The organism is Nonomuraea sp. NPDC050328 (assembly GCF_044459405.1).
Lineage (GTDB): Bacteria > Actinomycetota > Actinomycetes > Streptosporangiales > Streptosporangiaceae > Nonomuraea.
In genome coordinates this window covers 714,324-741,061 of sequence record NZ_JBITIW010000001.1, presented here as the reverse complement: position 1 = coordinate 741,061, position 26,738 = coordinate 714,324, and the positions used below count along the sequence as shown (strand labels likewise).

Annotated in this window: 27 protein-coding genes; 11 read left to right on the top strand and 16 right to left on the bottom strand. The window is 71.7% G+C overall.

Annotated features, from left to right (window positions below; all coding sequences use genetic code 11):
- Window positions 1–64 precede the first annotated feature (64 nt).
- The 4 genes from ACIBG7_RS03335 to xylA all read right to left on the bottom strand — a co-directional run bounded on the left by ACIBG7_RS03335 (window position 65) and on the right by xylA (window position 5,326).
- Window positions 65–1,465, bottom strand: coding sequence for an MFS transporter (locus ACIBG7_RS03335; RefSeq protein WP_357916521.1), 1,401 nt, complete (start codon window positions 1,463–1,465; stop codon window positions 65–67).
- 168 nt (window positions 1,466–1,633) lie between these two features.
- The gene (locus ACIBG7_RS03330) at window positions 1,634–2,713 is read right to left on the bottom strand and encodes an epoxide hydrolase family protein (RefSeq protein WP_357916524.1); all 1,080 of its coding nucleotides are present in this window, start codon (window positions 2,711–2,713) and stop codon (window positions 1,634–1,636) included.
- Window positions 2,714–2,798: 85 nt separating this feature from the next.
- A complete protein-coding gene (gene xylB, locus ACIBG7_RS03325; RefSeq protein ID WP_397335025.1) occupies window positions 2,799–4,175 on the bottom strand; it encodes a xylulokinase in 1,377 nt (458 codons plus the stop codon).
- The gene (xylA, locus tag ACIBG7_RS03320) at window positions 4,172–5,326 is read right to left on the bottom strand and encodes a xylose isomerase (RefSeq protein ID WP_397335024.1); all 1,155 of its coding nucleotides are present in this window, start codon (window positions 5,324–5,326) and stop codon (window positions 4,172–4,174) included. The genes xylB and xylA overlap by 4 nt, the downstream gene beginning before the upstream one ends.
- Before the next feature lie 43 nt (window positions 5,327–5,369).
- Between xylA and ACIBG7_RS03315 the strand changes: the two genes are divergently transcribed.
- On the top strand, window positions 5,370–6,494 hold the full coding sequence (locus ACIBG7_RS03315) for an ROK family protein (RefSeq protein WP_397335023.1): 1,125 nt from the start codon (window positions 5,370–5,372) through the stop codon (window positions 6,492–6,494).
- Here the strand turns inward: ACIBG7_RS03315 and fdhD are convergent.
- Together fdhD and ACIBG7_RS03305 are read right to left on the bottom strand one after the other, a co-directional pair.
- On the bottom strand, window positions 6,464–7,336 hold the full coding sequence (gene fdhD, locus ACIBG7_RS03310; protein ID WP_357916534.1) for a formate dehydrogenase accessory sulfurtransferase FdhD: 873 nt from the start codon (window positions 7,334–7,336) through the stop codon (window positions 6,464–6,466). The two genes, ACIBG7_RS03315 and fdhD, sit on opposite strands and share 31 nt — an antisense overlap.
- Window positions 7,333–9,543 carry an FdhF/YdeP family oxidoreductase gene (locus ACIBG7_RS03305; protein WP_397335022.1) on the bottom strand — a complete coding sequence of 737 codons (2,211 nt, stop codon included), beginning with the start codon at window positions 9,541–9,543 and terminating at the stop codon, window positions 7,333–7,335. Before ACIBG7_RS03305 ends, fdhD begins: the two co-directional genes overlap by 4 nt.
- 90 nt (window positions 9,544–9,633) lie before the next feature.
- On the opposite strand from ACIBG7_RS03305, the gene ACIBG7_RS03300 reads away from it, so the two are divergent.
- The 8 genes from ACIBG7_RS03300 to ACIBG7_RS03265 all read left to right on the top strand — a co-directional run bounded on the left by ACIBG7_RS03300 (window position 9,634) and on the right by ACIBG7_RS03265 (window position 16,068).
- Window positions 9,634–10,476 (top strand): biotin--[acetyl-CoA-carboxylase] ligase, encoded by an 843-nt coding sequence (locus ACIBG7_RS03300; protein ID WP_397335021.1) that lies wholly within the window; start codon window positions 9,634–9,636, stop codon window positions 10,474–10,476.
- Window positions 10,477–10,485: 9 nt separating this feature from the next.
- Window positions 10,486–11,001 (top strand): PH domain-containing protein, encoded by a 516-nt coding sequence (locus ACIBG7_RS03295; RefSeq protein ID WP_357916543.1) that lies wholly within the window; start codon window positions 10,486–10,488, stop codon window positions 10,999–11,001.
- Window positions 10,994–11,938 carry an adenylate cyclase regulatory domain-containing protein gene (locus ACIBG7_RS03290; protein ID WP_397335020.1) on the top strand — a complete coding sequence of 315 codons (945 nt, stop codon included), beginning with the start codon at window positions 10,994–10,996 and terminating at the stop codon, window positions 11,936–11,938. The genes ACIBG7_RS03295 and ACIBG7_RS03290 overlap by 8 nt, the downstream gene beginning before the upstream one ends.
- Before the next feature lie 33 nt (window positions 11,939–11,971).
- Entirely contained in the window at window positions 11,972–13,057 is a 1,086-nt protein-coding gene (locus tag ACIBG7_RS03285) for an S-(hydroxymethyl)mycothiol dehydrogenase (RefSeq protein ID WP_357916549.1), read from the top strand.
- 122 nt (window positions 13,058–13,179) lie between these two features.
- On the top strand, window positions 13,180–13,398 hold the full coding sequence (locus ACIBG7_RS03280; RefSeq protein ID WP_397335019.1) for a bacterioferritin-associated ferredoxin: 219 nt from the start codon (window positions 13,180–13,182) through the stop codon (window positions 13,396–13,398).
- A gap of 17 nt (window positions 13,399–13,415) precedes the next feature.
- Window positions 13,416–13,898, top strand: a complete 483-nt coding sequence (gene bfr / locus ACIBG7_RS03275; protein WP_357916555.1) for a bacterioferritin — start codon at window positions 13,416–13,418, stop codon at window positions 13,896–13,898.
- A 220-nt stretch (window positions 13,899–14,118) separates the two neighbouring features.
- Window positions 14,119–14,787 carry a response regulator transcription factor gene (locus ACIBG7_RS03270; protein WP_084963617.1) on the top strand — a complete coding sequence of 223 codons (669 nt, stop codon included), beginning with the start codon at window positions 14,119–14,121 and terminating at the stop codon, window positions 14,785–14,787.
- Window positions 14,788–14,790: 3 nt separating this feature from the next.
- On the top strand, window positions 14,791–16,068 hold the full coding sequence (locus ACIBG7_RS03265; RefSeq protein ID WP_357916558.1) for an ATP-binding protein: 1,278 nt from the start codon (window positions 14,791–14,793) through the stop codon (window positions 16,066–16,068).
- Here ACIBG7_RS03265 and ACIBG7_RS03260 read toward each other — a convergent pair.
- Entirely contained in the window at window positions 16,052–16,528 is a 477-nt protein-coding gene (locus ACIBG7_RS03260) for a GtrA family protein (RefSeq protein ID WP_397335018.1), read from the bottom strand. The two genes, ACIBG7_RS03265 and ACIBG7_RS03260, sit on opposite strands and share 17 nt — an antisense overlap.
- 212 nt (window positions 16,529–16,740) lie before the next feature.
- On the opposite strand from ACIBG7_RS03260, the gene ACIBG7_RS03255 reads away from it, so the two are divergent.
- Together ACIBG7_RS03255 and purE are read left to right on the top strand one after the other, a co-directional pair.
- The gene (locus tag ACIBG7_RS03255; protein ID WP_357916564.1) at window positions 16,741–17,874 is read left to right on the top strand and encodes a 5-(carboxyamino)imidazole ribonucleotide synthase; all 1,134 of its coding nucleotides are present in this window, start codon (window positions 16,741–16,743) and stop codon (window positions 17,872–17,874) included.
- Window positions 17,871–18,368: a 5-(carboxyamino)imidazole ribonucleotide mutase gene (gene purE / locus ACIBG7_RS03250; protein WP_397335017.1), complete on the top strand. Its 498-nt coding sequence runs from the start codon at window positions 17,871–17,873 to the stop codon at window positions 18,366–18,368. The genes ACIBG7_RS03255 and purE overlap by 4 nt, the downstream gene beginning before the upstream one ends.
- A 16-nt stretch (window positions 18,369–18,384) precedes the next feature.
- On the opposite strand, the gene ACIBG7_RS03245 is transcribed toward purE, so the two are convergent.
- Genes ACIBG7_RS03245 through ACIBG7_RS03205 form a run of 9 tightly spaced genes read right to left on the bottom strand, consistent with a single transcriptional unit; the run spans window position 18,385 to window position 26,329 of the window.
- Entirely contained in the window at window positions 18,385–18,903 is a 519-nt protein-coding gene (locus tag ACIBG7_RS03245; protein ID WP_357916570.1) for an OsmC family protein, read from the bottom strand.
- Window positions 18,900–19,508, bottom strand: a complete 609-nt coding sequence (locus ACIBG7_RS03240) for a VOC family protein (protein ID WP_357916573.1) — start codon at window positions 19,506–19,508, stop codon at window positions 18,900–18,902. Before ACIBG7_RS03240 ends, ACIBG7_RS03245 begins: the two co-directional genes overlap by 4 nt.
- Entirely contained in the window at window positions 19,505–20,050 is a 546-nt protein-coding gene (locus ACIBG7_RS03235; RefSeq protein WP_397335016.1) for an alkylhydroperoxidase domain protein, read from the bottom strand. Before ACIBG7_RS03235 ends, ACIBG7_RS03240 begins: the two co-directional genes overlap by 4 nt.
- A complete protein-coding gene (locus ACIBG7_RS03230) occupies window positions 20,047–20,586 on the bottom strand; it encodes a CMD domain protein (RefSeq protein WP_357916579.1) in 540 nt (179 codons plus the stop codon). The genes ACIBG7_RS03235 and ACIBG7_RS03230 overlap by 4 nt, the downstream gene beginning before the upstream one ends.
- Window positions 20,583–21,575 (bottom strand): putative FMN-dependent luciferase-like monooxygenase, encoded by a 993-nt coding sequence (locus ACIBG7_RS03225; protein ID WP_357916582.1) that lies wholly within the window; start codon window positions 21,573–21,575, stop codon window positions 20,583–20,585. The genes ACIBG7_RS03230 and ACIBG7_RS03225 overlap by 4 nt, the downstream gene beginning before the upstream one ends.
- The gene (locus tag ACIBG7_RS03220; RefSeq protein WP_397335014.1) at window positions 21,572–23,074 is read right to left on the bottom strand and encodes a dipeptide ABC transporter ATP-binding protein; all 1,503 of its coding nucleotides are present in this window, start codon (window positions 23,072–23,074) and stop codon (window positions 21,572–21,574) included. Before ACIBG7_RS03220 ends, ACIBG7_RS03225 begins: the two co-directional genes overlap by 4 nt.
- Window positions 23,071–23,838 carry an ABC transporter permease gene (locus ACIBG7_RS03215; protein ID WP_357916587.1) on the bottom strand — a complete coding sequence of 256 codons (768 nt, stop codon included), beginning with the start codon at window positions 23,836–23,838 and terminating at the stop codon, window positions 23,071–23,073. Before ACIBG7_RS03215 ends, ACIBG7_RS03220 begins: the two co-directional genes overlap by 4 nt.
- On the bottom strand, window positions 23,835–24,722 hold the full coding sequence (locus ACIBG7_RS03210) for an ABC transporter permease (RefSeq protein ID WP_357916590.1): 888 nt from the start codon (window positions 24,720–24,722) through the stop codon (window positions 23,835–23,837). Before ACIBG7_RS03210 ends, ACIBG7_RS03215 begins: the two co-directional genes overlap by 4 nt.
- Window positions 24,719–26,329 carry a TIGR04028 family ABC transporter substrate-binding protein gene (locus ACIBG7_RS03205; protein ID WP_397335013.1) on the bottom strand — a complete coding sequence of 537 codons (1,611 nt, stop codon included), beginning with the start codon at window positions 26,327–26,329 and terminating at the stop codon, window positions 24,719–24,721. The genes ACIBG7_RS03210 and ACIBG7_RS03205 overlap by 4 nt, the downstream gene beginning before the upstream one ends.
- Window positions 26,330–26,738: the final 409 nt, after the last annotated feature.

The window sequence follows — 26,738 nt, the reverse complement described above, 5'->3', positions numbered from 1 at the left end:
CATCCGGACGACAGCGAAAGGGGCCAAGGATCACCTTGGCCCCTTTTCGTGCTGCGAAAGCCGCTCAGTGCGCGAGCTCGACCCCTTCGCGGCCCTGCTTCGGCAGCAGGAACCCGACCGCCAGGGTCAGCGCGATCAGCCCGGCCGCCGCCGCGAAGGTGATCTCCGCGCTCCCGGTCTGGAAGAAGACCGTCCCCAGGATCGCCAGCCCGAGTGCGTTGCCGACCTGCTGGATCGCGGTCAGCGTGCCGGAGGCCGAGCCCATCTCCTCGGGGTCCACCGCGGCCAGCACGATCGAGTAGTACGGACCCATGATCAGGCCGCTGCCCAGCCCGACGAAGACCAGGGAGGGCGCGAGCTGCCAGGGCGTGATCGCCGGGTCGGCGATCAGGACCAGGGACAACACCGCGGTCCCCATGATGACCGCGCCGGTGAGCAGCACCTTGCGGCCGTACTTCACGCTCGCCTGGGCGATGGTCATACCGATGATCATGCCGATCGAGCTGGGCACGCCGGTAAGTGCGGCCTTGAGCGGCGAGTAGCCCAGGGCGAGCTGGGTGTAGAGGCCGATCACCACGAACACCCCGCCGAAGGCGGCGAAGTAGGTCGCGCCGACGGCCATGCCGCCGAGGAAGGCGGGCTTGCGGAACAGGCTGGGGGCGATGAGCTGGTCGCTCTTGCGCCGGCGCTCGTAGGCGACGAACACCGCGAAGGTCACGGCCGACAGGCCCATCAGCACGAAGCTCCAGACCGGCCAGCCGTGCTCGCCGCCCTGGACCAGCGGGAAGACCAGCAGCACGGTGGCGAGCGAGGCGAGCAGCGCGCCGGGCAGGTCGAGCCGGACGCCCCCGGTGGGCTTGGTGTTCGGCAGGAAGCGCAGCGCGGCGACGGCGGTGGCGATGCCGATCGGCAGGTTGATCAGGAAGATCATGCGCCAGCCCGGCCCGTCCACGAGCGCGCCGGCCAGGATCGGGCCGCCCACCGCGGACAGACCCATGATCGGGCCGAACAGGCCGAAGGCCGCCTGCAGCTCCTTGGGCTGGAACATCTCCTTCATCAGGCCCATGCCCTGCGGGATCATCGCGGCCCCGAACAGGCCCTGGACCACGCGGGCGGCGATGATCGTCTCGGGCGAGACGGCGATCGCGCAGAGCAGCGAGCCGATGGTGAAGCCGATCACGCCGATGAGGAACATGCGCTTGCGTCCGACGATGTCGCCCAGCCGGCCGCCGGTCAGCAGCCCGGCGGTCATCGCCAGGGTGTAGGCCGCGCCGAGCCACTGGATCAGCGAGGTGCCGCCGCCGAGCTCGGCCCGCATCACGGGGCCGGCGATGTTGGTGACGGTCGCGTCGAGCAGCTCCATCACCGAGCCGGTGATGATCACCAGGAGGGCGATCCAGCGCCAGCGGTTGGGGGTCGGCGTCGGGGCTTCCACCACCACGGGGCGGGTGTCGAGAGCGGTCACTGGGGGCCTCCTGAATCGGAACGGCTTGTTCTGTTCCAGAATAACAGAACGGAATGCTTCATTCCATAGCTGGGTCGAAAAAGTGGGGTGCGGCCGGCAACCGGGCTGGCCGCACCCCGGAGTGGTACGGCAGGCGGGCCGCCTGCCGTACCCGTAGAACCGGAGGGGTCAGGCGGTGAAGAAGGCGCGCACGTCCTCGACGAAGAGATCCGGCGCCTCCAGAGCGGCGAAGTGCCCGCCCCGGTCGAACTCGCTCCATCGGACGATGTTGTTGACCTCCTCGGCATACCGCCGGATCGCCACGTCCTCGGCGAAGTTGGCCACCGCGGTCGGCACCGGCGAGGGTGTCGGCCAGGAGCCGGAGTGCATGCTCTCGTAGTAGAGCTGCGACGACGAGCTGCCGGTGTTGGTGAACCAGTACAGCGCCGCGTGGGTCAGCACCACGTCCCGGTCGATGGACCCGGCCGGGTGCGCCCAGTCGTGGAACTTCTCCGCGACCCAGGCGAGCTGCCCCACGGGCGAGTCGGCCAGCGCGAAGCCGAGCGTGTGCGGCTTGGTGGCCTGGATCTGGAAGTAGCCGTTCCCGCCCGAGGTGTAGTCGTTGAGCCGCTGCAGCCGCACCCGCTCCGCCTCGGTGAACTGCTCGGGATCGACCTCGTCCATCGGGATGAACCCGACGCTCGCCGCGTTGACGTGCACCCCGACCACCCGGTCCGGCGCGACGCGCCCGAGGTCGGGGGCGATGAAGGCGCCGAAGTCGCCGCCCTGCGCGCCGAAGCGCTCGTAGCCGAGCCGCGTCATGAGCTCGGCGTAGGCCGTGGCGATCCGGCGGGAGTCCCAGCCGGCCGCGGCCGGGCCGCTGAAGCCGAAATTCGGGTGCGAGGGGATGACCAGGTGGAAGTCGCGCGAGAGCGGCTCGATCACGTCGAGGAACTCCACGACCGAACCCGGCCAGCCGTGCGAGAGGATCAGCGGGAGCGCGTCCGCCTTGGCGGAGCGCACGTGCAGGAAGTGGATCTTCTGGCCGTCGATCTCGGTGACGAACTGCGGGTGCTCGTTGATCCGCTTCTCCCAGACCCGCCAGTCGTAGCCGGTGGTCCAGTGCTCCACCAGCTCCTGGAGGTGGTCCAGGGGCATGCCCCGGCTCCATCCGGCGCCGGGAACCTGGTTCGGCAGGCGCGCCTCGCGAAGGCGGCGCTGGAGGTCGTCGAGGTCGCTCTGCGGGATGTCGATCCGGAAGGTTTCCATGGGTCAACGGTAGGAAGGATCGCGGAAGACTTCGTTCCGCGATCCCTGATCACCCCGGAAAAGTTTCGCGGTGATCTCGCCCTGGTCACCCCGGAAGAGTTTCGCGGTATCCAGCCCGGATCCCCGGCTGCGCGGGCGCCTCGAACACCTCCTCCTTCGCCGCCGCCCAGGCCGGTGGCTCACTGCCTCCCGCGAGTGCCCAGGCCGCCTGGCGGGCCGCTCCGTCGGCCACGTACTCGCCCGGCTCCGGCACCACGACCGGCCGCCCGAAGACGGCGGGGGCCAGCTCCCGCACCGCCCGCGAACGCGCCCCGCCGCCGACCAGCAGCACCCGGCGCGGCTCCGTGACGCCGAGCGCGTCCACGGCGTCGGCCAGGTGGCACAGCAGCCCCTCGACCGCCGCCCTGGCCAGGTGCTCCGGGGTGGCCGTGCGCAGGGTCAGCCCGTGCAGGGTCCCGGTGGCCTCGGGCAGGTTGGGCGTGCGCTCACCCTCCAGGTACGGCACCAGCACCAGCCCCCCGGCCCCGGGCTCGGCCCGCAACGCCAGGTCGTCGAGCGCGTCCAGGCTCACGCCGAGCATCCGCGCCGCCGCCTCCAGCACCCGGGCCGCGTTGAGCGTGCACACCAGCGGCAACCAGCGCCCGGTCGCGTCGGCGAACCCGGCCACCGCGCCGCTGGGATCCCGGGCCGGCCGGTCCGCCACGGCGAACGCGGTGCCGGAGGTGCCGATCGACACCACCACGTCGCCCGGCCCCGCGCCCACGCCCAGTGCGGCGGCCATGTTGTCGCCGGTCCCGGCCGCCAGCCTCGCGATGGGCCCGTCGAGCCGCCGCACCTCGGGCACCAGGGCGGTCCGGCCCAGCGCCAGCTCCAGCAGGTCGAGCCGGTACTCCCCGGTGATCGGCGACCAGTAGCCGGTGCCGGAGGCGTCCCCCCGGTCGGTGACCAGCCGCTCCATCGGCAGGCGGGCGCCTCCGTCCAGGGATCCGGCCAACTGCCAGGTCAGCCAGTCGTGCGGCAGGCAGACCGCGGCGGTCCGTGCCGCGTGGTCCGGCTCGTGCGTGGCCAGCCAGCGCAGTTTGGCCACGGTGAAGGCGGCCACCGGCACGCTGCCCACCGCCTCCGCCCACGCATCGGGGCCGCCGAGTTCGGTCACCAGGTCCGCGGCGGCGCCGGCCGAGCGGGTGTCGTTCCAGAGCAGCGCGTCGCGGACGACCTCGCCGCCGGCGTCGAGGCAGACCATGCCGTGCTGCTGCCCGGCCACGCTGACCATCGCCACGTCGCCGAGCCCGCCCGCCTGCCGTACCGCCTGCTGGAGGGCGGCCCACCAGTGCCGGGGATGCACCTCGGTGCCCTCCGGGTGGGCGGCGCGGCCCTGCCGTACCAGCCGCCCGGTGGCGGCGTCCCGGACGACGACCTTGCAGCTCTGGGTGGAGGAGTCGATCCCGGCGACCAGGGTCATCCCCGCACTCCGAGCAGGTGCTCCAGGGCGAGCTGGTTGAGGCGGGTGAAGTGGAAGCCGCGCGCGGCCACGGCGTCCAGGTCGAAGGCGTCGCCGGCCAGGTCGGCCAGGCTCTCGCCGGGCGCGAGGGTGGGCTGGGCGAGCTCGTCCACGCGCGAGGCGCGCAGGGCCTCCTGCACCTCGGGGTCGGCGCGGTAGGCGCGGGCCTTCTCGCGCAGGATCAGGTAGGTGCGCATGTTGGCCGCGGCCGAGTCCCAGACGTCCTGGGCGTCCTCGGTGCGCGCCGGCTTGTAGTCGAAGTGCCGCGGGCCGGTGTAGCCGCCGTGCTCCAGCAGGTCGACCAGGAAGAAGGCGCTCTTCAGGTCGCCGTGGCCGAAGATGAAGTCCTGGTCGTAGCGCGGGCCGGTCTGGCCGTTGAGGTCGATGTGGAACAGCTTGCCGTGCCACAGCGCCTGGGCGATGCCGTGCACGAAGTTGAGCCCGGCCATCTGCTCGTGGCCGACCTCGGGGTTGAGGCCGACCATCTCGGGGTGCTCCAGGCCGCCGATGAAGGCCAGCGCGTGCCCGATCGTCGGCAGCAGGATGTCGCCGCGCGGCTCGTTCGGCTTGGGCTCCAGCGCGAAGCGCATCTCGTAGCCCTGCTCGAGGACGTAGGCGCAGAGCAGGTCGAGCGCCTCCTTGTAGCGGTCGAGCGCGGCGCGCACGTCCTTGGCCGCGTCCGACTCCGAGCCCTCGCGCCCGCCCCAGCAGACGTAGGTGGTCGCGCCCAGCGAGGCGGCCAGGTCGAGGTTGCGCATCACCTTGCGCAGCGCGTACCGCCGGACCTCGCGGTCGTTGCTGGTGAACGCGCCGTCCTTGAAGACCGGGTGGGTGAACAGGTTGGTGGTCGCCATGGGCACCTTGAGCCCGGTCGCGGCCAGCGCCTTGCGGAAGGACTCGATCGCGCGCTCGCGGTCGGGCTCGACGGCGAGCAGGTCGTCGTCGTGGAAGGTCACGCCGTAGGCGCCCAGCTCGGCCAGCCGGTGCACGCTCTCCACCGGGTCGAGCGGCGCCCGGGTGGCGTCGCCGAACGGGTCGCGGGCCTGCCAGCCGACGGTCCACAGGCCGAAGGTGAAGCGGTCTTCCGGGGTCGGCCTAAGATTAGTCCACATAATGAACTAAATAACTATGAGGGCTATGGCAACGTCAAGACCTGTGCGACACGACGGCATGCGCGCCCGCAACCTCGCCCTCGTGCTGGGTGAGGTCCAGCGCGGCGGCCCGCTCAGCCGCGCCGCGCTCAGCGAGCTCACCGGGCTGACCAAGACCACCGTCTCCAAGCTGGTCGGCGACCTCCTGGAGGCGGGCATCGTCGAGGAGGCCGGCCCCGCCCGCGACGGCGAGCGCGGGCGTCCCGGCGTGCCGGTCCGGCTCAGCGGCGCCCGGGTGGGCGCGCTCGGGCTGGAGGTCAACGTCGACTACCTCGCCGTCTGCGTCCTCGACCTCACCGGCACGGTACGGCGAAGCCGCAAGGTCCCCGCCACGAACCGCGGCACCACCCCCGCCAAGACCCTCGCCGCCCTGGCCGAGCTGGCCGCCGAGGAGGCCGCCGCCTCCGGGCTGACGATCGCCGGCACCGGCCTGGCCGTACCAGGACCGGTGCGCGAGGGCGTCCTGCAGCACGCCCCGCACCTGGGCTGGCACGACGTCCGCGTGGACCTCGGCCGCCCGGTGGAGGTGGACAACGAGGCCAACCTCGCCGCGTTGGGGGAGTTGTGGTTCGGCTCCCGCGAGCGCGACTTCCTGTACGTGTCGGGGGAGATCGGCATCGGCGCCGGCATCGTGGTCGGCGGCGAGCTCTTCCGCGGCTGTCACGGCTTCGCCGGCGAGCTCGGCCACGTGGCCGTGGACCCCGCCGGGTCGCCCTGCCGTTGCGGCGCCCGCGGCTGCCTGGAGGTCTACGCCGGCCAGGACGCCCTCGTCGGGCCCGCCGCGGGAGAGGACGCGGTGGCCGAGCTGGTGGGCCGCCTGGAGTCCGGCGTGCGGCTCGGCGTGATCACCCGGGCGGGCGAGGCCCTCGGCCTGGTCCTGGGCTCGGCGGTGCACCTGCTCGACCCGGGCCGGATCGTGCTCGGCGGCATCTTCGCCCCGCTGTTCCCGTGGCTCGCGCCCCCGGCCGCCGAGGCCATGGCCGGACGGCTGGGCGGCCTGCGGGCCACGCCGCCCCCGCTGATCCGCTCGCGTCTGGGCGCCGACGCGGCGGTCCTGGGCGCGGCCGGCCAAGTGATCAGGAGAGTGCTCTCCGACCCCTACGCCTTCACCCGCTCGGCGCCCGCGTAGAGGTTGCAGCGCTCCTCACGCAGGAACCCGACGAGCGTGAGCCCGAACTCCCTGGCCAGTTCCACCGCCAGCGAGGAGGGCGCGGACACCGCGCAGACCACGGGCACGCCCGCGGCCAGCGCCTTCTGCATGATCTCGTAGCTGGTCCGCCCGCTGACCATGAGCAGGTGCCCGGCCAGCGGCAGCCGCCCGCCGAGCGCCGCCCAGCCCACCAGCTTGTCCACCGCGTTGTGCCGTCCCACGTCCTCGCGCACCGCGACCAGGTCGCCGTCCGGGGTGAACAGCCCGGCCGCGTGCAGGCCGCCGGTCTTGCCGAAGACGCCCTGGGCCTGGCGCAACCGGCCGGGCAGCGAGTAGAGCGTCTCCGCGGTGACCGTGACCCCGTCCGCGGGCAGCGCCGAGCAGCGGTCGCGCAGGGCGTCGAGGCTGGCCGAGCCGCAAACCCCGCAGGCGCTGGAGGTCAGGAAGTGCCGGTCGAGCGTGGGCAGGTCGGGCAGCGGGCCGCTCACCCGGACGGTCACCGTGTTGTAGCGCGCCTCGGGGGCCACGTCCTCGTCGGTGCAGTAGCCGATGGTGTCGATCCCGTCCCTCGGGACCAGGCCCTCGCCGTGCAGGAAGCCGGCGGCCAGCTCGAAGTCGTGGCCCGGCGTGCGCATGGTGATCGCGACGGTCCGGCGGTCGGCGCCCGAGGCGAGGCGGATCTCCAGCGGCTCCTCGGTGGCCAGGTCGTCCCGCCGGTCCCGCACCTCCTTGCCGGTCAGGGTCCGCACCCGCACCGGCGTGCTGGGCCCCGGCCGGACCACCTCCCCGGCCCGCTCCGGAATCCCGCGGCCCGCGCTCACGGCAGCCTGCGGAGGGTGACGACGGCGTTGTAGTCCGGGATCTTGGCGTCCGGCGAGCGCCGGGCCTCGTCCAGCAGGACGTTCCCCTCGGGCCAGTGCACCTGGAGGTTCCCCGGCATGATCGGCGCCCGCAGCACCTTGCCGGCGAAGACCCCGGACGGCGAGGTGAGCTCGACCGGCGCCCCGTCGGGCAGCCCGAGCCGGTCGGCGTCGTGCGCGCTGATCAGCACCGCCTCCCGGGTGGCGCCGTTGAAGCCGTCGCGCCGCTCGTGGACCATGCTGTTGAACTGCTTTCCCCGCCGCGTCGCCACCGCGAAGCCGCCGTCGGGGCGCTCCAGCCGGGGCAGCCGGACCGGGGACAGGCGGGCCAGCCCGTCGGGCGTCTGGAACCGCCCGTCGGCGAACAGGTGGCGCCCGCCGTACTGCACGTTGTCACCGAAGCGGGCCAGCCCCGCGATGCCCGCGTAGAAGGGGACCGCCTTCTCGATGTCGGAGCGGATCGCCGGGGTGCCGGTGTAGCGGACGTCGGCCGCCGGGTTCACCAGCGCCGCGAGCTCGCCGAAGATCTTCCACTCCGGCCACGCCTCGCCGATGCGCCGGCCCTGGACCTCGGGGGAGAAGATGATGCGCCGCTCGGTCGAGGTCTCGGTGACGCCCCCGGCCATCTCGTACCGCGTCTGCGCGGGCAGCAGCAGCACGTCGCCGTCGGCCGGGACGAGCATCTGTGAGGAGAGCACGATGTCGATGTGCACCCGCAGCTTCAGCCGCGACAGCGCCTCCCGGCAGTAGGCGGGGTCGGGCAGCACCTCCAGGAAGTTGCCGCCGCTGGAGATCAGCACGTCCAGCTCGCCGGCGTGCGCGGCGTCGATCATCTCGGTCGCGGTCCGCCCGGGCTCGTCCGGCACCTCGAAACCCCACAGCTCGCTGAAGCGGGCCGCGTTCTCCGGGGTGATCGGCAGGCCGCCGGGCAGGCCGGTGGCGTAGGCGCCCATCTCCGCGCCGCCCTGCACGCCGCTGTGCCCGCGGATGGGCATCAGCCCGCACCTGTCGCGGCCCACGAAACCGCGCGCCATCGCCAAGTTGACGATCGCGCGCACGTTGTCCTCGCCGAAGGTGTGCTGCGTGATGCCCATCGACCAGACCAGCACGCCGGTCCTCGCCTCGCCGAGCAGCTTGGCCAGGCGGTACATCTGCTCGCGCGTCGAGCCGGACAGCGCCTCCAGCTCGGCCCACTCCATGGCCTCGACGCTCCGCCGTACCTCCTCGAAACCGGAGGTCCGGGCGTCGAGGAAGGCCTGATCGAGCCAGTCGTTCTCGATGAGGTGCTTGAGCACGCCGTTGAGGAAGCCCAGATCGCCGCCGACGTTGACGCCGAAGAACTCGTCGGTGATCTTCGTGCCGAACAGCGCGGACTCGGCGTTGGAGGGCACCCAGTACTTCTCCATGCCGGGCTCGCGGTAGCTGTTGACCATCACGATCCGGGTGCCGGCCTTCTTGGCGTGGTAGAGGTACTTCATCGCGACCGGCTGGTTGTTCGACGGGTTCGAGCCGATGAAGACGATCACATCGGAGCCGATCCAGTCGGTGTAGGAGCAGGTCGTGGCCGCCGCGCCGATCGTCTGCTTGAGCGCGACGGTCGAGGGGGAGTGGCAGATGCGCGCGGCGTTGTCGATGCTGTTGGTGCCCATCGCCCGCACCGCCTTCTGCGCGGCGAAGTAGTTCTCGTTCGGCATCCCGCGGCTGGTCAGATACGCCCCGAACCGCGAGCCGCCGGCCGCGCGCACCGCCTCGGCCGCCAGCCGCAACGCCTGGTCCCACCCGATCCGGGTGAACCCCGCCTCGCCCTTCCTGCGCAGCATCGGGTACGGCAGGCGTCCCAGCTCCCGCAGCTCGGCGGACTTCTTCCCGGCCAGCGCGGACACCTCGCCCAGCAGCCGGTGATCCAGCGCGGGCATGGTGTTGAGCGGCAGCAGCCGGAGCCGGATGTTGCACAGGTGGATCTCGTCCATCGTCCAGTCCCGCATGCCCTGCGTGCCGAGCGCGCAGCCGTCGCAGGTGCCCTGGTTGAGGATGCGCCAGGCGAACCGGCGCTCGCCCTTGACCGCCTTGAAGGCCTTCCAGAGCTCCAGGTAGTTGTTCGGCTTGCGCAGGCCGAGACCGAACGGCCGCCAGGAGGCCCAGTTGCGGGGGTCGAGACGCTTGCTCATCCGGCCATCTTCTCTCGTCTGCTCGGACGGGCACAGCCGCCCTTCCGTACAGTGGTCCCAGACCAACCTTCACCACCGCGATGGGACGACGTGTCCGACTCTCGATACACCGACCTCGATCGGCCGCCGCTGTCCCAGCAGGCGCTGAGCCGCGCGCTGGTGCGCCCCGGCAGCCTGTGGACCGCCCTGTCCGTCGTGGACCGCACCGGCTCGACCAACGCCGACCTGGCCCAGACCGCCCGAGCCGGCGCGCCGGAGGGCGCCGTGCTGGTGGCCGAGACGCAGTACGCCGGCCGGGGACGGCTCGGCCGCCCGTGGAACGCGCCGCCGCGCTCGGGGCTGACCTTCTCGGTGCTGCTGCGGCCCCGGGTGCCGGTGCAGCGCCAGGGCTGGCTCCCGCTGCTGTTCGGCGTCGCCGCGGCCTCGGCCGTCCGCCGGCTGGCCGAGCTGGACGTGCGCCTGAAGTGGCCCAACGACCTGCTGGTCGGCGAGCGCAAGCTGGCCGGCATCCTGGCCGAGCGCAGCGACGGCGCGGTGGTCGTCGGCATGGGCCTCAACGTGTCGCTGCGCGCGGACGAGATCCCGGTGCCGGGCGCCACCTCGCTGGCCATCGAGACGGCCGGGCGCACCGCCGCCGACCACGAGCGCACCGGCGGGCTCGACCGCGACCCGCTGCTGCGCGACATCCTGCGCGAGATCGAGACGCACTACCGCGACTGGTGCGAGGCGGACGGCGACGCCGACCGCTGCGGGCTGCGCGCCGCCTACCAGGCGATCAGCGCCACCATCGGCCAGGAGATCCGGGTCGAGCTGCCCGGCGAGCGGCTGCTGAAGGGCACCGCGACCGGCGTCGACCGCAACGGGCACCTGGTCGTGGACGAGCAACACACCCTGAGCGCGGGAGACGTGGTCCACGTGCGTGCCGCGCACTAGCCTTTGGCCATGACACTCCCCGACCACCATCTCACGCAGGGCGAGCGGCGGCTGCGCTCGTTCCACCCGCACTGGAAGCGGCTGCTCGGGCCGTTCACCGCCCTCGTCGTGCTGGCCCTGGCCAGCGGTGCCGGCCTCTACTTCGTCCCGGGCGACTGGGAGTACGCCACCTACGCCCGGCTCGCCATCGGCGCGCTCGCGCTGATCCTCATCACCATCTGGTCGTTCGTCCCGTACCTGCAGTGGAAGAACACCGGGTACGTGCTGACCACGCACCGCTTCAGCATCAGCACCGGGGTGCTCAACAAGTCGACGGACGAGATCCCGATGACCAAGGTCAACACGGTCAGCTCCGACCAGACCATCGTCGAGCGCATGCTGGGCTGCGGCACCCTGACCGTCGAGTCGGCCTCGGAGAAGGGGCAGATGATCCTCAAGGACATCCCGCAGATCCAGGAAGTGCGCGCCGAGCTGTTCCGCCTGGTCGAGGACGCCTCGGACGGTGACGTCGACGAGCATGTCTAGGCCGACCGCCGAGCAGATCGAGCGGCTGTTCGCCGGCCAGCGGGCCCGGCACACCCGCGCCGAGGTGGCCGCGGCGGCCGGGGTGTCCGGCGAGCTGGCGGCGCGGTTGTGGCGGGCGCTGGGTTTCGCGACGCTGCCCGACGACACGGTCGCCTTCACCGACGCCGACGTGGACGCGCTGGGCGTCGTCCGCACGCTGCTCGACGGCGGGCTGCTGGACGCGGAGAGCGCGATCCGGATGGCCAGGGCGCTCGGCCAGACCACCGCCCGCCTGGCCCAGTGGCAGGCCGAGATCGTGATCGGCGCGATGTTGCCCGGCGACGGCCCGCCCTCCGACGAGGAGCTCACCCGGGTCATGGAGGCCGCCGGCCGGCTCCTGCCCGATCTGGAGCAGTTGCTCGTGCACGTCTGGCGGGCCCAGCTCGGCGCCGCGGGCAGCCGGTTGCTGGCCCTCGCCGACCTGACCGACGAGGCCGCCCCGACCCGCGCCACCCTCGCCGTGGGCTTCGCCGATCTGGTCTCCTTCACCAGCCGCGCCCGCGAACTGGACGAGCGCGAGCTGGCCGAGCTGGTCGAGGGCTTCGAGTCGCGCGCCGCCGACGTCATCGCCGGGCACGGCGCCCGGCTGGTCAAGACGCTCGGCGACGAGGTGCTGTTCACCGCGCCGACCGCTCAGGTCGCCGCCGCGGTCGCCCTCGACCTGGTGGGGCCGGAGCTCCGCATCGGCCTGGCCTACGGGCCGGTGGTGCCCATGATGGGCGACGTGTTCGGCACCACGGTCAACCTCGCCTCCCGGCTGACCGGGCTGGCCCGGCCCGGGACCGTCCTGATCGACCAGGCCCTGGCCCGGCACGTCGCGCCCGAGCGGACCCGCCGGCTGCGCAGGCGCACGGTCGCGGGGCTCGGCCCGGTGCAGCCCTACCTGCTGCGCTCTTGACGGTGATCAGGCCGCCTGCTCACGATGTGGGGCATGCCGTACGAAGTCCAAGGTGTCATCGCACGTGGCAAGGGCGAGGCCGTCTCCCTGGAGACCGTGCTCGTCCCCGACCCCGGTCCGGGTGAGGCGGTCGTCCAGGTCAAGGCCTGCGGCGTGTGCCACACGGACCTGCACTACCGGGAAGGCGGCATCAACGACGACTTCCCCTTCCTGCTCGGCCACGAGGCGGCGGGCGTCGTCGAGGCGGTCGGACCCGGCGTGTCCGGCCTGGAGCCGGGCGACTACGTGATCCTCAACTGGCGCGCGGTCTGCGGCCAGTGCCGGGCGTGCGTGCGCGGCCGGCCGTGGTACTGCTTCGCCACGCACAACGCGGCCCAGAAGATGACCCTCGCCGACGGCACCGTGCTCTCGCCAGCGCTGGGCATCGGCGCCTTCGCCGAGAAGACGCTGGTGGCGGCGGGGCAGTGCACCAAGGTCGCGCCCCAGGCGCCGGCCGAGGTGGCCGGCCTGCTCGGCTGCGGCGTCATGGCCGGGCTGGGCGCCGCGCTCAACACCGGGGCGGTGACGCGCGGCGACACGGTCGCGGTGATCGGCTGCGGCGGCGTGGGCGACGCGGCGGTTCTCGGCGCCTCGCTGGCCGGCGCGTCGCGGATCATCGCCGTCGACGTGGACGACCGCAAGCTGGCCTGGGCGCGCGACTTCGGCGCGACCGACGTGGTGAACTCCGCCGAGCGCGACGCGGTCGAGGCGATCCGCGAGCTGACCGGAGGGTTCGGCGCGGACGTGGTGATCGAGGCGGTCGGCCGGGTCGAGACCTACAAGCAGGCCTTCTACGCCCGTGACCTGGCCGGGACGGTCGTACTCGTCGGCGTGCCGACGCCGGAGATGACGCTGGAGCTGCCGCTGCTGGACGTGTTCGGACGCGGCGGGTCGCTCAAGTCCTCGTGGTACGGCGACTGCCTGCCCTCGCGGGACTTCCCGATGCTGATCGACCTGTTCCTGCAGCGGCGGCTGCCGCTGGACCGGTTCGTCTCCGAGACGATCGCCCTGGATCAGGTGGAGGAGGCCTTCGCCAAGATGCATCGCGGCGAGGTGCTCCGCTCGGTGGTGGTCTTCTAGCGCGCCGTACCCATCAATCGACGGAGAGTAACCAAACCGCAGGGTGGAATGTCCTGTCCTGAGAGGTTCATGCCTGTGTCGCACGACACATAGGCAAGCCTTACCAAAGTGAGCTATCTTAGGTGTGCCTTACCTATCACTTCGAGAGGCTCTCCCCCGTGGCGTACGTCTGCATCTGTCGTGCTGTGACCGAGAACGAGGTCCACGACTGCATCACGGCCGGTGCGCGCTCTGCCAAGCAGATCCGCGACACCACCGGCGCCGGTGCCGACTGTGCCTCTTGCGTGCGCAAGATCTGTGCGATCCTGAAGCGGTCCGACGACCTGATTCCGACCGCATAGTACGAGGGGCCCGTTCAATGCAGGGCGACAAGCAGATCATCGAGCTGCTCAACGAGCAGCTCACCGCGGAGCTCACCGCGATCAACCAGTACTTCCTCCACGCCAAGATGCAGGAGAACTGGGGCTACACCAAGCTCGCGGCACACACCCGCGCCGAGTCCATCGACGAGATGCGGCACGCCGAGACGCTGACCGACCGCATCCTCTTCCTGGAGGGTCTGCCCAACTACCAGCGACTCGGCACGCTGCACATCGGGCAGACGGTCGAGGAGCAGCTCCGCGCCGACCTCGAGGTCGAGATGAGCGTGGTGCAGCGGCTGCGCCCGGCGATCCAGCTCATGCGCGAGAAGGGCGACAGCACCTCCGCCCGCATCTTCGAGGACATCCTCGCCGACGAGGAGCACCACATCGACTACCTCGAGACCGAGCTCTCCCTCATCCAGAGCCTCGGCGAGCAGCTCTACCTGGCGCGCTACGCCGAGCCCCCGTCGGCCGACTAGACGCCCTGAATTCCTGCGACACGCCCGCCGAATGACTATCCGGTGGGCGTGTCGCTTTTGCGATACGGAAAGAATCCCCGATCCTGACGGAGTTCGCGGTTATTTAACCCCGACTAACCGACATTTATCTGCGTTTGCCCAGGTCAATGGATAGGTCAACGACAAGTCAAACCGCGCGCTGTGGCCGGGAAACGATCGCTTAAGGTCCTACGATCGCTTCATGACCAGCGTACTTCTCGCCGAGGATGACGCCTCGATCTCGGAGCCGCTCGCACGCGCCCTGCGCCGCGAGGGTTACCAGGTCGAGGTCACCCCCGACGGCCCACAGGCCCTGGAGCGGGCCCTTTCGGGCGGGATAGACCTCATCGTCCTCGACCTCGGCCTGCCCGAGATGGATGGACTTGAGGTCGCTCGCCGGATCCGCGCCGAAGGGCACGGCACCCCGGTGCTGATCCTCACCGCCCGCGTCGACGAGGTCGACACCGTCGTCGGCCTCGATGCCGGCGCCGACGACTACGTGACCAAACCATTCCGTCTGGCCGAACTCCTCGCCCGCGTCCGGGCGCTGCTGCGGCGCGGCACCTCCGAGACCCCCGTGGTCCAGGGCGTGCGCATCGACGCCGACTCGCGCCGCGCCTGGATGGGCGACAAGGAGCTCCACCTGACCACCAAGGAGTTCGACCTGCTGCGCGTCCTCGTGCGCGACGCGGGCAAGGTGGTCACCCGCGAGCAGATCATGCGGGAGGTGTGGGACACCAACTGGTGGGGATCCACCAAGACCCTCGACATGCACATCTCGTGGCTTCGCCGCAAGCTGGGCGACGACGCCGCCAAGCCCCGTTACATCACCACCGTCCGGGGAGTCGGCTTCAGGTTCGAGCGCGAGTAGGCGATGCGGCGTCGCCTGCTCTCCTCCACTCTGGTCGTCGCGGTCATCGCGGTGCTCCTGCTGGGGGTCCCCCTGGGCGTGGTGGTAAGCCGCCTGATCGTCGACGAGGCGGCCGCTGAACTCCAGGGCGAGGCCAATCGCCTTGTTCAGGAGGTGGGATACGCGCAGATCCAGGAAACCCCCATCGATCCACAGCAGATCGAGCAGAACTACCCTGACCGCTACATCCAGATCTACACCACCGGCAATCCGCCGAAGGCCATCATCGTCGGTAGTGAGGTGGCGGCCGACCACGCCATGTGGGAGGACGCCAGATCCGACGACGGGGTCTACGTCCGCGTCACCCGCGACCGCGGCGAGGTCGAGCAGGACGTGCACGCGCGCCTGCTCCTCATCGTGGCCCTGGCGGCCGCGGCCCTGGCCGTCGCGGTGGGGCTGGCCATCGTCCAGTCCCGCCGGCTGACCCTGCCCCTGCGCGACCTGGCCAAGATCGCCGAGCGGCTGGGTTCGGGCGACGCCCGGCCCAGCAAACACCGCTACGGCATCCCCGAGCTCGACCGGGTCGCCGAGGTGCTCGACCGCAGCGCCTCCCGCATCTCCGACCTGCTGACCAGGGAACGCGAGTTCGCCACGGACGCCTCGCACCAGCTCCGCACCCCGCTCACCGGCCTCACCATGCGGCTGGAGGAGATCGTCGCCGCCTCCAACGAGCCGGCGACCGTACGCGAGGAGGGCGAGGCCGCGATCGTGCAGGCCGAACGGCTCACCGCGGTCATCGACGAACTGCTGGCCGCCGCCCGCCGCCAGCGGCACGCGCAGGCCGAGCCCATGTCGGTGGACGAGATCCTCATCCAGCAGGTCACCGAGTGGGAACCCGCTTTCCGCCGCGCCGGCCGTCAGCTTCTGCTGGAGGGCGACCGCGGGCTGCGCGCCCTGGCCACCGAGGGCGGATTCGGCCAGGTCATCGCCACGCTGCTGGAGAACTCCCTCCGCCACGGCGGGGGCGCGACCGTGGTCACCACCAGCAAGAGCGACACCTACGTGGTGATCGAGGTGGCCGACCAGGGGCCCGGCATCGCCGACGAGCTGGCTCCGAAGGTCTTCGAACGCAATGTCAGCGGGCGGGGCGGCACCGGTCTGGGGCTGACCCTGGCCCGCGCGCTGGCCGCCGCCGACGGCGGCCGGCTGGAGCTGGTACGGCGGCGCCCGGCCGCGTTCGCGTTGTTCCTCCGCCCGGCCGTCGACAACGCTCGTAACCGGGTGGTCAGCGGTCCTGCTTGATCGCCGGCAGCTCCGTCGGGATGGGCTCGGTGGCCTCCAGGAAGACCCACCGCTTGTAACTCCAGTAGCGGAACAGGGTGCCGAGCCCCACCCCGATGAGGTTGGCCACGTTCGTGCTGATCGGGTCGCTCAGCTTCAGCGTGTACTCGGTGAAGCCGAGCACCAGCAGGCTGATCAGCAGCCCGATGCCGTTGAGCAGGAAGAACAGGAAGTACTCGCGGCCCAGGCCGGACTGCTCGCGGTGCCGGAAGGTCCAGTACCGGTTGCCGAGGTAGGCGAAGGTGGTCGCGACGACGGCGGCGCCCACCTTCGACGACAGCACGCCGATGCCCATGACCACGTTGAGCAGGTTGAACAGGCCCAGGTCGAGCACGAAGGCGATGGCCCCGATGGTGCCGAACTTGGCGAACTCGTGGACCAGGTCGGTGAACCGGTGGTAGGCGCGTTTCAGGAACTGCACGGTCCTCGCACGGTCCTTCCTGGTCAAGAGGGCACGACCACCTCAGCGTACCGGCCGTGCCGCAGGGTCGGGGTCGAGGCCGGTGTAAAGAGTGCTCCCCGCAATATCTCCCCAAGAACGGAAATAACCCGACTTGTCCGCTCCAGGGGCGGAAAGCCCCAGGGTGGGCGCGGGAAAATGCCGGGTGAGCGGGTCAAGTATGCTCACTGCACGTGAGCAACCCCGTTGTCGGCATCGTCGGCGCAGGCCAACTGGCCCGGATGACGCAGCCCCCCGCCATCGCCCTGGGCGTCGAACTGCGCGTTCTCGCCAACTCCCACGACGAGAGCGCGGCCCGCGTGATCGTCGACACGCGACTCGGAGACTACCGAGACCTCGCCACGCTGCAGGAGTTCGCCAAGGGCTGCGACGCGGTCACCTTCGACCACGAGCACGTGCCGACCGAGCACATCGCCGCGCTGGCCGCCGAGGGCGTCGAGATCCATCCCGGCGCCGAGGCCCTGGTCCACGCGCAGGACAAGGCGGTCATGCGGGAGCGGCTCACCGCCATCGGGGCGCCCTGTCCGGCGTGGACCCGGATCTCCGGCATCGAGGACGTGACCCGGTTCGCCGACGAGCACGGCTGGCCGGTCGTGCTCAAGGCGGTGCGGGGCGGTTACGACGGCCGCGGGGTGTGGGTCGTGCGCACGCGCAAGGCCGCCGAGGAGGTGCTCGGCCACGGCGTCGAGCTGATGGCCGAGGCGTTCGTGCCCTTCCAGCGCGAGCTCGCGGTGCTGGTCGCCAGGTCCCCGCACGGCCAGGGGGTGAGCTACCCGGTCGTGGAGACCGTCCAGGAGGACGGCATCTGCGTCGAGGTGATCGCGCCCGCGCCTGGCCTCGACCCCGAGGACGCCGCCCAGGCCCAGCGCATCGCGCTCAAGATCGCCAACGAGCTCGGCGTGACCGGGCTGCTGGCCGTCGAGATGTTCGAGACCGAGCAGGGCCTGCTGGTCAACGAGCTGGCCATGCGCCCGCACAACTCCGGCCACTGGACCATCGAGGGCGCCCGCACCTCGCAGTTCGAGCAGCACCTGCGGGCCGTGCTCGACCTGCCGCTGGGCTCGCCCCGGCCGACCGCGCGCTGGGTGGTGATGGCCAACCTGCTCGGCGGCGACGATCCGGACATCTTCGCCCGCTACGAGCACGTCATGGCCCACGACCCCGCGGTCAAGGTGCACTTCTACGGCAAGGAAGTCCGGCCGGGCCGCAAGATCGGGCACGTCACCGCGCTCGGCGACGACCTCGACACCGTGCGCGCCAAGGCCCGGCACGCGGCCGTCTACCTCACCACCGGGGAGTACACATGAGCGTCGGCATCGTCATGGGCAGCGACTCCGACTGGCCGGTGATGCGGCTGGCCGCCGAGGCGCTCGCCGAGTTCGGCGTGCCGTTCGAGGCCGACGTCGTCTCCGCGCACCGCATGCCCACCGAGATGATCGAGTACGGCAGGCAGGCCGCCGGCCGCGGCGTGCGGGTCATCATCGCCGGGGCGGGCGGCGCGGCGCACCTGCCAGGCATGCTGGCCAGCGTGACCCCGCTGCCGGTCATCGGGGTGCCGGTGCCGCTGAAGTACCTCGACGGCATGGACTCGCTGATGTCGATCGTGCAGATGCCGGCGGGGGTGCCGGTGGCGACCGTCGCCATCGGGGGCGCCCGAAACGCGGGGTTGCTGGCCGTACGGATCCTGGCGGCGGCCGACCCGGAGCTGCGCGAGAAGATGGTGCGCTTCCAGGACGAGCTGCGCGAGCAGGCCTACGCCAAGGGCGAGAAGTTGCGCGCGGAGGCCGCCGAGCTGGGCTAGCGGCCCCCGCGCCGGGTCAGGCGGCCCGGACGAGCGAGCCCTTGACCGTCACCGGATTGCGGATCAGGTTGAGGATCGGGCAGACCCGCTCGACCTCGGCCTGCAACCGGGCCAGGTCCTCGTCGGAGGCAGGGGAGGCGAGCCGTACCTCGTAGCGGAAGTCGTAGGGGTTCTTCGGGATCGACGGGTCGTCGCCGCCCTGCGCCCGCGGGTCGTACTCCGCCTCGACCTCGACGGCGAGCGAGTCGAGCGGGATCTCCAGCTCGGCCGCCTTGATCAGGAAGATGTGCGTCACGCAGCTCCCGAGCACCCCGGCCTGCAGCTCGGGGGAGCCGGGGCCGAGGTCGTAGCCGGCGAAGTCGGTGGCGCTGTCGCTGAGGATCTGGAAGTCGCGGATCCGGATCCGCCGCACGCCGCTCCGGCCTTCGGCGGTGACCTGCGCGTGGAGCCGGACGGGCGTGCCCGGGCCGGGAGCCGCGCGGCGGGCCAGCAGGGCTTCGCGCTTGTGGGCGAGGTACTCGCGCAGGCTGCTCATCGCAACGTCACCAGGCCGTTCGGGGTGTGCAGCGCCGCCTCGAGCGCGGGCTCGCCGGCGGCCACGTCGAGCTTCGCGCCGAGGGCGTGGAGCGCGGCCTCGATCTTCGCCGGTTCGGGGTGGGTGCCGCTCAGCGCGACCAGTTCGAGCTGGGGCAGGCCCTCGGACGGGTGCGTGGTCGCGCCCCAGTCGATCACGAACGGCGCCAGCCGTACCGCCTCGGGGTTGTCGATCCGGGTCAGCCGCCACTCCAGCAGGGTGCCGTCCGGCTTGCGGCGGGACAGCGGGCTGACCTCGCCGGGGTCGTAGCCGGCCGCGCGGGCGCGGGCGACCAGGTCGTCGATCTCGGTGGTGCGCACCGCCCAGCCGGCCAGCCGGGGCTCGGCCAGCGTCTCCAGGCCGAAGGCGCGCGGGCGCTCGTCCTGCTCGGGGTCCGGGCCGATGATCTCCAGGTAGGCGCCGGAACCGAGGCCGACCAGGTAGTTGGCGGTGCCGCCGGGATGCGCGCCGCCCTTGACCGGGGCGACGCCGGTGAGGCGCGTGAAGGCGGCGACCCCGGCCTCCAGGTCGGGAACGGCGTAGACGAGGTGGTCGAGCACGGTCATGAGGGTTCTCCCAGGGAAAGCATGAGCCGGTTGGCCCAGTTGAAGAAGGCCGCCGCGTGGACGAGGTCGGCGATGGCCAGGTCGTCGAGCCCGGCCTCGCGCAGCGGCGCCGGGTCGAAGCTGGGCGGGGTGGCGGTGAGGGCCGCCGCCGCGTCGATGATCGCCCGCCACCGTGGCTCCTGCGGGCCCTCGACGCCCTCGTCGAGCAGGCGCTGGACGTCGTCGTGCCGCTTGGAGTGGTGGGTGGCGAAGCGGGAGTGCACCGAGGCGCAGAACACGCAGCCGTTGACCCGCGAGACCGCGGTCGCGGCCAACTCGCGCTCGGCCCGCGGCAGGCCGCCGTCGGCGTTGTAGAAGACGTCCAGGTCGGTCTGCGTGCGCGCGTGCAGGATGCCCGGATCGCGGGCCAGCAACCGGAAGTACGGCGAAGCCGCCCGCGCCCGGTCGACGAGCGCTTCGAGGTGGGCCTCGGTCAGCTCCTCCTCGGCCAGCGGTTCGAGCCACGGGCTCCAGCCGAGCGAGTCCTGGGTGAAGGCGGTCATCGGAGTCCTCTCAGCGCGCTGATCACCCGGATCTGGAAGGCCAGGAAGGCCACAAGCTGGGCGACGGTGACGATCTCGTCGGTGCTCCAGCCCGCCTTGGCCAGCGCCTCCAGCGCCTCGGGCGAGGCCTCGCGCGGGCGCAGGACGAGCAGGTGGGCGTGGGTGAAGGCGGCGTTCATCCGCTCCCCGAAGGGACCGGCGGCCTGGTAGACCGGGCCGAGCACGTTCTCGGCGGCCAGTTCGGGCTCGCGGTAGGCGCCGTACGGTCCGGTGGTGCGGGCCGCCTCCGCCTCGGCCCTGATCGACTCGGCCAGGCCGGGGTCGAGCCGCTCGGCGTAGAAGCGGGCGACGGCCGGCTGCTCGTGCAGCGTGGCGACGAAGGCGGCCAGCGCCAGCAGGTCGGGCCGGGCCTGCCCGAACAGCGCCTCGTAGCTGCGCTGGGCGTACTCGCGGGTCCGCGGCCGGCGGCGGCGCAGCTCGTCCAGGGCCGAGCCGGGCGCGATGCCGGCGAGGTGGTCGATGACGTCGATGCTCATGTCCTGCTCAAGGTGGTCGAAGGGGTCCAGCCGAGCGCGGGGGCGACCTCGGTCGCCAGCAGCTCGATGGAGCGAAGGATCAGAGGGTGGGGCGGGTCGATGGAGTGCACCTGGAAGACCAGGTCGGTGACGTGCTCCAGGACCGGGTCGGCGCTCAGCGAGGCGACGACCTCCTCCGGCGTGCCCACGTGCGCGTCCCAGGCGGCGACGAGCTGGTCCACCCCGCCACCGTCCGGCACCGGCCAGCCGGCCACCGCCCGGCTCAGGCCCAGCTCGGCGTGGCGCAGCGCCTCCTCCCGGCTGTCGGCGACGAAGGCGGTGCGGGAGGCCACGATGCGCGGCGGCACGCCCGCCGGGAGGTTGGCGTGGTAGGCGTCCACGATCGGCTGCTGCACCTCGGCCAGGCTCACGCCGGGCGCGCGCGGCTGGGTGCGCGACAACATCAGCCCGTTGCCCGCCCGCCCGGCGCGCTCGCCGCCCGAGACCGAGAAGGTCGCCTCCCACACCGACTCCAGCAGCCGCGGCGCCGCCGGATAGAGCCGGTTGCCGCCGCCCAGGTCGCCGCCCGACCAGGCGTCGACCAGCACCGCGAGGTGCTCGGCGTACACCTCGGCACGGCGCGCGTTGTCGACGCCGAAGGCGGCGAAGCTCGTCGGCGTGCCTCCGCCGCCGACCCCCACCTCCAGCCGGCCGCCGGACAGCAGGTCCAGCACCGCGGTGTCCTCGGCCACCCGCACCGGCTGCTCCAGCGGCAGCGTGATGATGCCGGTGCCCAGCCGGATCCGGCTGGTGCGCGCGGCCACGTGGCTCAGGAAGACCAGCGGCGCGGGCAGGCCGCCCTCGCCGCCGTCGAAGTGGTGCTGGGCGACCCAGGCGCTGTCGAAGCCGAGCCGCTCGGCGTGCTCGATCTGCTCGGCGGCCAGTCGGTAGCGCTCGCCGGCCGGCGCGTCGTCCAGCAGCCGGGTGAAGAAGCCGAGGCGCCTGGTCATGCGGCCCTCACCGGGACCGCGGCCAGCAGCTCACGGGTGTAGTCGTCCTGCGGGTCCTGGAAGACCCGCGAGGTGGTTCCGGATTCCACGATGCGTCCCTTGTTCATGACGGAAACGGTGTGCGAGATCTGCCGCACGACGGCCAGGTCGTGCGTGATGAACAGGTAGGTCAGGCCGAGGTCGCGCTGCAGCTCGGCGAGCAGGTCGAGGATCTGCGCCTGCACGCTGACGTCGAGAGCGGAGACCGCCTCGTCCAGCACGAGCACCTGCGGCCCGACGGCCAGCGCGCGGGCGATGGCCACCCGCTGGCGCTGCCCGCCGGACAGCTCGCGGGGCCGCCTGGTGAGCACGTCGGCGGGCAGCGCGACCCGCTCGACCAGCTCCTTCACCCTGGTACGGCGAGCCGCCCGGTCGCCGAGCCGGAAGTTGCGCAGCGGCTCCTCGACGATGTCGGCGATCCTCTGCCGGGGGTCGAGCGAGCTGTAGGGGTTCTGGTGGACGAGCTGCACGTGCCGCCGGAAGTCCGGCCCGGCCCCCGGGAGCTCGACCGTGCCGCCGGTGGGCTTCTCGAAGCGCACGATCATGCGCGCGGTCGTGGTCTTGCCCGAGCCGGACTCGCCGACCAGCGCGTGGGTGGTGCCGCGGCGGACCTCGAAGGACACCCCGTCCACCGCCCGGACCCGGCCGAACTCCTTCACCAGGTCCGTGACGACGATCGCGGCTGGGCCCGCCGCGGGCTCCTCGCGGAAGTCGCGGCCGGACAGCGCGGGGGCGTCGGCCAGCAGCCGGGCCGTGTAGGCGGCACGCGGCTCGGCCAGCACCGCCGGGGTCGGGCCCTGCTCCTCGATGCGGCCGTCCTTCATCACCACCAGCCGGTCGGAGCGGCCGGCTGCCACCCCCAGGTCGTGGGTGACCAGCAGGACCGCCGTCCCGTACTCCTGGCGCAGGTCGTCGATGAGATCCAGGATGCGGCGCTGGACGGTGACGTCAAGGGCGCTGGTGGGCTCGTCGGCGATGATCAGACGCGGCTTGAGCGCGATGGCGGCGGCGATCAGGACCCGCTGGCGCATGCCGCCGGAGAGCTGGTGCGGGTACTGCTTCGCGCGCAGCTCCGGGTCGGACAGGCCGACCCGCTCCAGCAGGTCGAGCACCTCGCCCTTGCGCTTGTGCAGGTGGAACACCTCGCCGAGCTGGGCGCCGATGGTCTTGACCGGGTTGAGGGAGGTGATCGGGTCCTGGGGGATGAGGCCGATCTGGGTGCCGCGGACGGACCGCCAGGCCTTCTCCCCGTACCCGGCGATGTCGGCGCCGTCGAGCAGGATCCGGCCGCCGGAGGCGGGGTGCAGGCCGATGAGCGCGTTGGCGGTGGTGGTCTTGCCCGAGCCGGACTCGCCGACGACCGCCAGCACCTCGCCGGGGTCGAGGTCGAAGGAGATGCCGTGCACGACCTCGCGCCTGCCGTACTGGATCTTGAGGTCACGGACCTGGAGCAGGCTCATCGGATCTCCTTCGCCAGCCGGCCGGCGGCCAGCACGACCGCGACCACGACCAGGCCGGGCAGGGTGGTCAGCCACCACGAGGTGGCCAGGTAGTTGCGGCCCTCGGAGATCAGCAGCCCCCACTCGGGCGTGGGCGGCTCCGCGCCGTACCCGAGGAAGCCGAGCGTCGAGATGGCCAGGATGGCCACCCCGAACTGCAGCGCGGCCAGCGCGATCACCGGGCCGAAGGAGTTGGGCAGGATGTGCCGCCAGAGCACCGAGGCGAAGCCGCCGCCGCTGCCGAAGGCGGCCTCGACGTAGTCGGACCGGCGGGTCTTGACCACCTCGGCGCGGGTCACGCGGGCGAAGGCGGCGATCGAGCCGACCCCGACCGCGATGGCCACGTTCACCGTGCCCGGGCCGAGCAGGATGATCACGACCAGCGCCAGCAGCAGCCCGGGTACGGCGAGCAGGACGTCCGCGAAGCGCATCACCGCCGCGTCCAGCACCCCGCCGGCCGACCCGGCCAGCAGGCCGAGCAACGTGCCGGCGACCAGCCCGACGCCCACGGCGACGGCCGCGCCGGACAGCGAGTGCACCGACCCGTGCACCACGCGGGCGAACAGGTCGCGCCCCACCGCGTCGGTGCCGAACCAGTGCGCCACGCTCGGCGGCTGCAGCTTGTCCGCGGGCACGCCGTTGAGCGGGTCCTGCCCGGCGAACAGACCGGGCAGCAGGGCCCAGAGCAGGACGAGGGCGACGACCGCCCAGGAGAGGACCTTCATGCCAGCCTCGGATCGAGCACGGGATAGAGCAGATCGACGACCAGGTTGACCAGGACGAAGACGCAGGTGGCCAGCACCACGATGGCCAGCAGGACCGGGGTGTCCTGCGCGTTGACCGACTGCTCGGTGAGCCGGCCGATGCCGTTGCGGCCGAAGACCGTCTCGGTGACCACCGACCCGGCGATCAGCTCGCCGAAGGTCAGGCCCGCGATGGTCAGCGTGGGCAGCAGGGCGTTGCGCGCCACGTGCCGGTGGAGTATCCACCGCCGCGAGGCGCCCTTCGCCGCGACGACCTGGATGAACGGCTGCCGCAACGTCTGGTCGATGCTGCGGCCGAGCACCTGCGCGATGGGCGCGGCGATCGGGATGGCCAGCGTCACCACCGGCAGCAGGAGCTGCTGCGCCGGGGTGCCGCCGATCACCGGGACCAGCTTGAGCTGGAAGGAGAAGACCTGGATGAGCACGATGCCCAGCCAGAACACCGGCACCGAGACGAACAGCGGCGGCAGCGCCCGCAGGAACCCGCGCGCGCTGAACGCGATCACCACGGCCAGCACGAGGGCGAGCAGGAAGGCCGGCCCGGCCAGCTTCGCGGTCTCCGGCAGGCCCTCGGCCAGGCGCTCGATCACCGGGGTGCCGGTCTCGACCGAGTAGCCGAAGTCGCCGCGCAGGAAGCCGAGGAGCGTGTGCAGGTAGCCGCCCGCGTCGTAGAACCGCCGGATCTCGGCGATCTGCTCGGGGGACAGGCCCAGCTCGGGGTTCTGGAACTTGATCAGGATGGAGTCGCCGGGCAGGGCCTGGAGCAGCAGGTAGGCCACGGTGAAGGCGGCCCACAGGACCAGGGCCGCCTGTCCCGTCCTGCCCGCGAGGTAGCGGGCTCTCACGACTTCCAGACCGAGTAGAACGTGGGCCTGGCCACGGCCTCGAAGTCGACGCCGTGCACGTTCGGGGCTCCGCCGTACACCTGGGGCTCCTCGAACAGCGGGATCGCGTAGGCCTGCTCGATCACGTAGCGCTGGATCTCGCCGACCTTCGCCGCGCGCTTGGCGGGATCGGCCAGGGCCGACTGCTCCTCCAGCAGGCGCTCCAGCCGGGCGTCGTTCGACAGGATGACGTCACGGTTCTTGGTGTGGAAGTGGCTCTTGATCACGTCGGGGTCGGCGCGGCCGACCATCGAGTGGTTGACCGCGGTCTTCTCCGCGTCCTTGATGTCCACGGCCAGCGTGCCGGCGTCCGCGGGGCGGATCTCCAGCTTCACGCCGAGCTTGGTCCACTGCTGGGCGATCAGTTCGAGGGTCTGCTTCGACAGCGGCTGCGGGCCGGCCACGAACACGCCCAGCTCCAGCCGGCGGCCGTCCTTGATCCGGACCCCGTCCGGGCCCGGCGTCCAGCCCGCCTCGTCCAGCAGCCTCTTCGCGCCGTCGAGGTCGTAGGCCAGCTCCTTCGACAGGTCGACATAGCCGGTCGCCAGCTTGCTCAGCACGCTGGTGGCCTGCGGGTAGCTCTTGGTGAACAGGGTGGCGACGACCTCCTTGGCGTCCGTGCCCCGCTGGAGCGCCTGGCGGACCTTGAGGTCCTTCAGGATGCTGTTGGCCGGACGCAGGTACAGGCCGTTGTTGACGCCCCTGGTCGGCTCGGCGTAGATCCGGAAACCGGCCTTCTCGACCGTCTGCTCGTCGTACGCCTGGACGTAGCGCACGAAGTCGGCCTGACCCGACGTCAGCGCGCCCACCCGGACGCTGTCCTCCGGGGTGACGATGATCTGGATCTTGTCCAGGTAGGCGCGGCCCTGGTGCTTGCTGCTCGGCGGGGCCCAGCCGTAGTCCTTGCGGGCGGCCAGGTCGATCTGCTTGTCCACGATCTGGTTGGCCACCGTGAACGGGCCGGAGCCGATGACGTTCTTGAGCTGGCACTGCTCCTCGTACGGCAGGCTGATCGTCTTCTTCGAGACCAGGCCCGCGCCGATGACCGACGTGCCCTGGAGGAAACCGGGAGAGGGCTTGGAGAAGTGGAACCGGACCGTCCTGGGGTCGATGACCTCGCTGCGGTCGTAGTTGTTCACGAACTCGGCCGGGGGGAGCTTCAGCGTCTCGCTGCCCTTGCCGTAGACGTCGAAGTTCGCCGCCACGGCGGCGGCGTCCAGGGGGGAGCCGTCGGAGAAGGTCACGCCGTCGCGCAGGTGGAAGGTGTACTCCGTGGCGTCGGCGTTCACCTCCCACTTCGTGGCGATCCAGGGCTCGATCTCCAAGGTGTCGGGGTTCTGCCAGGTCAGCTTGTCGGTGAGCTGGTTGAGCAGGCCGCCGTTGGGATAGAAACCGGCGGCCGGGAGGTACAGGCAGGTGGGGGGCTGGTGTTCCAGGTAGGTCAGGGTGCCGCCGTACACCGGGCTGCCTGTTGGTCCCGGGGTGCCGGGCTGGGCTTGGGTGGCCGTGCCGCAGGCGCTGAGCAGGCCCATGGCGACGAGGACAACTAGGGATCGCGAAACAGACATGGGGGAACAGCTCCTCACAGGCTCGACTCAATCCCACCATATCCTACTTGTATAGTCGGGAATGCCTCGGCCTCCGTCCCGGGCGCGCTTCACGCGTTCGAGCTTGGGCTCCTCTTATGGGGGTCCAGCTCCCCATAAGCCCTCGCCGGGGGCCCGAGCGTGAGGCGGGTCGGTCAGAAGGGGAGGGTGAGGGGTAGGGGCGCCCCCGTGATCACAGCCCCAGGAAGGACGGTCACGTCGGCGCGGTGAGTGAACAACCCGCCCAGGTCGGCGGTAGGTAAGATTCGCGGCGCGGTGGGAGAGAAGCGGGGTGTGGCTGCCCGAGGGAAAAGAGGAGGCGTCACTCCTTTCCACTCTCAACGTATAGCGCACCAGGGGGCTTGCCACAAGCCCCCGGTCATGGCGCAGA

Coding starts and splice junctions, on each gene's coding strand:
- ACIBG7_RS03330 (WP_357916524.1), bottom strand. CDS start 2,713: ATGGAAACCTTCCGGATCGACATCCCGCAGAGCGACCTCGACGACCTC.
- xylB (WP_397335025.1), bottom strand. CDS start 4,175: ATGACCCTGGTCGCCGGGATCGACTCCTCCACCCAGAGCTGCAAGGTC.
- xylA (WP_397335024.1), bottom strand. CDS start 5,326: ATGTGGACTAATCTTAGGCCGACCCCGGAAGACCGCTTCACCTTCGGC.
- ACIBG7_RS03305 (WP_397335022.1), bottom strand. CDS start 9,543: ATGAGCAAGCGTCTCGACCCCCGCAACTGGGCCTCCTGGCGGCCGTTC.
- ACIBG7_RS03295 (WP_357916543.1), top strand. CDS start 10,486: ATGACACTCCCCGACCACCATCTCACGCAGGGCGAGCGGCGGCTGCGC.
- ACIBG7_RS03290 (WP_397335020.1), top strand. CDS start 10,994: ATGTCTAGGCCGACCGCCGAGCAGATCGAGCGGCTGTTCGCCGGCCAG.
- ACIBG7_RS03285 (WP_357916549.1), top strand. CDS start 11,972: ATGCCGTACGAAGTCCAAGGTGTCATCGCACGTGGCAAGGGCGAGGCC.
- bfr (WP_357916555.1), top strand. CDS start 13,416: ATGCAGGGCGACAAGCAGATCATCGAGCTGCTCAACGAGCAGCTCACC.
- ACIBG7_RS03270 (WP_084963617.1), top strand. CDS start 14,119: ATGACCAGCGTACTTCTCGCCGAGGATGACGCCTCGATCTCGGAGCCG.
- ACIBG7_RS03265 (WP_357916558.1), top strand. CDS start 14,791: ATGCGGCGTCGCCTGCTCTCCTCCACTCTGGTCGTCGCGGTCATCGCG.
- purE (WP_397335017.1), top strand. CDS start 17,871: ATGAGCGTCGGCATCGTCATGGGCAGCGACTCCGACTGGCCGGTGATG.
- ACIBG7_RS03245 (WP_357916570.1), bottom strand. CDS start 18,903: ATGAGCAGCCTGCGCGAGTACCTCGCCCACAAGCGCGAAGCCCTGCTG.
- ACIBG7_RS03240 (WP_357916573.1), bottom strand. CDS start 19,508: ATGACCGTGCTCGACCACCTCGTCTACGCCGTTCCCGACCTGGAGGCC.
- ACIBG7_RS03235 (WP_397335016.1), bottom strand. CDS start 20,050: ATGACCGCCTTCACCCAGGACTCGCTCGGCTGGAGCCCGTGGCTCGAA.
- ACIBG7_RS03230 (WP_357916579.1), bottom strand. CDS start 20,586: ATGAGCATCGACGTCATCGACCACCTCGCCGGCATCGCGCCCGGCTCG.
- ACIBG7_RS03225 (WP_357916582.1), bottom strand. CDS start 21,575: ATGACCAGGCGCCTCGGCTTCTTCACCCGGCTGCTGGACGACGCGCCG.
- ACIBG7_RS03220 (WP_397335014.1), bottom strand. CDS start 23,074: ATGAGCCTGCTCCAGGTCCGTGACCTCAAGATCCAGTACGGCAGGCGC.
- ACIBG7_RS03215 (WP_357916587.1), bottom strand. CDS start 23,838: ATGAAGGTCCTCTCCTGGGCGGTCGTCGCCCTCGTCCTGCTCTGGGCC.
- ACIBG7_RS03205 (WP_397335013.1), bottom strand. CDS start 26,329: ATGTCTGTTTCGCGATCCCTAGTTGTCCTCGTCGCCATGGGCCTGCTC.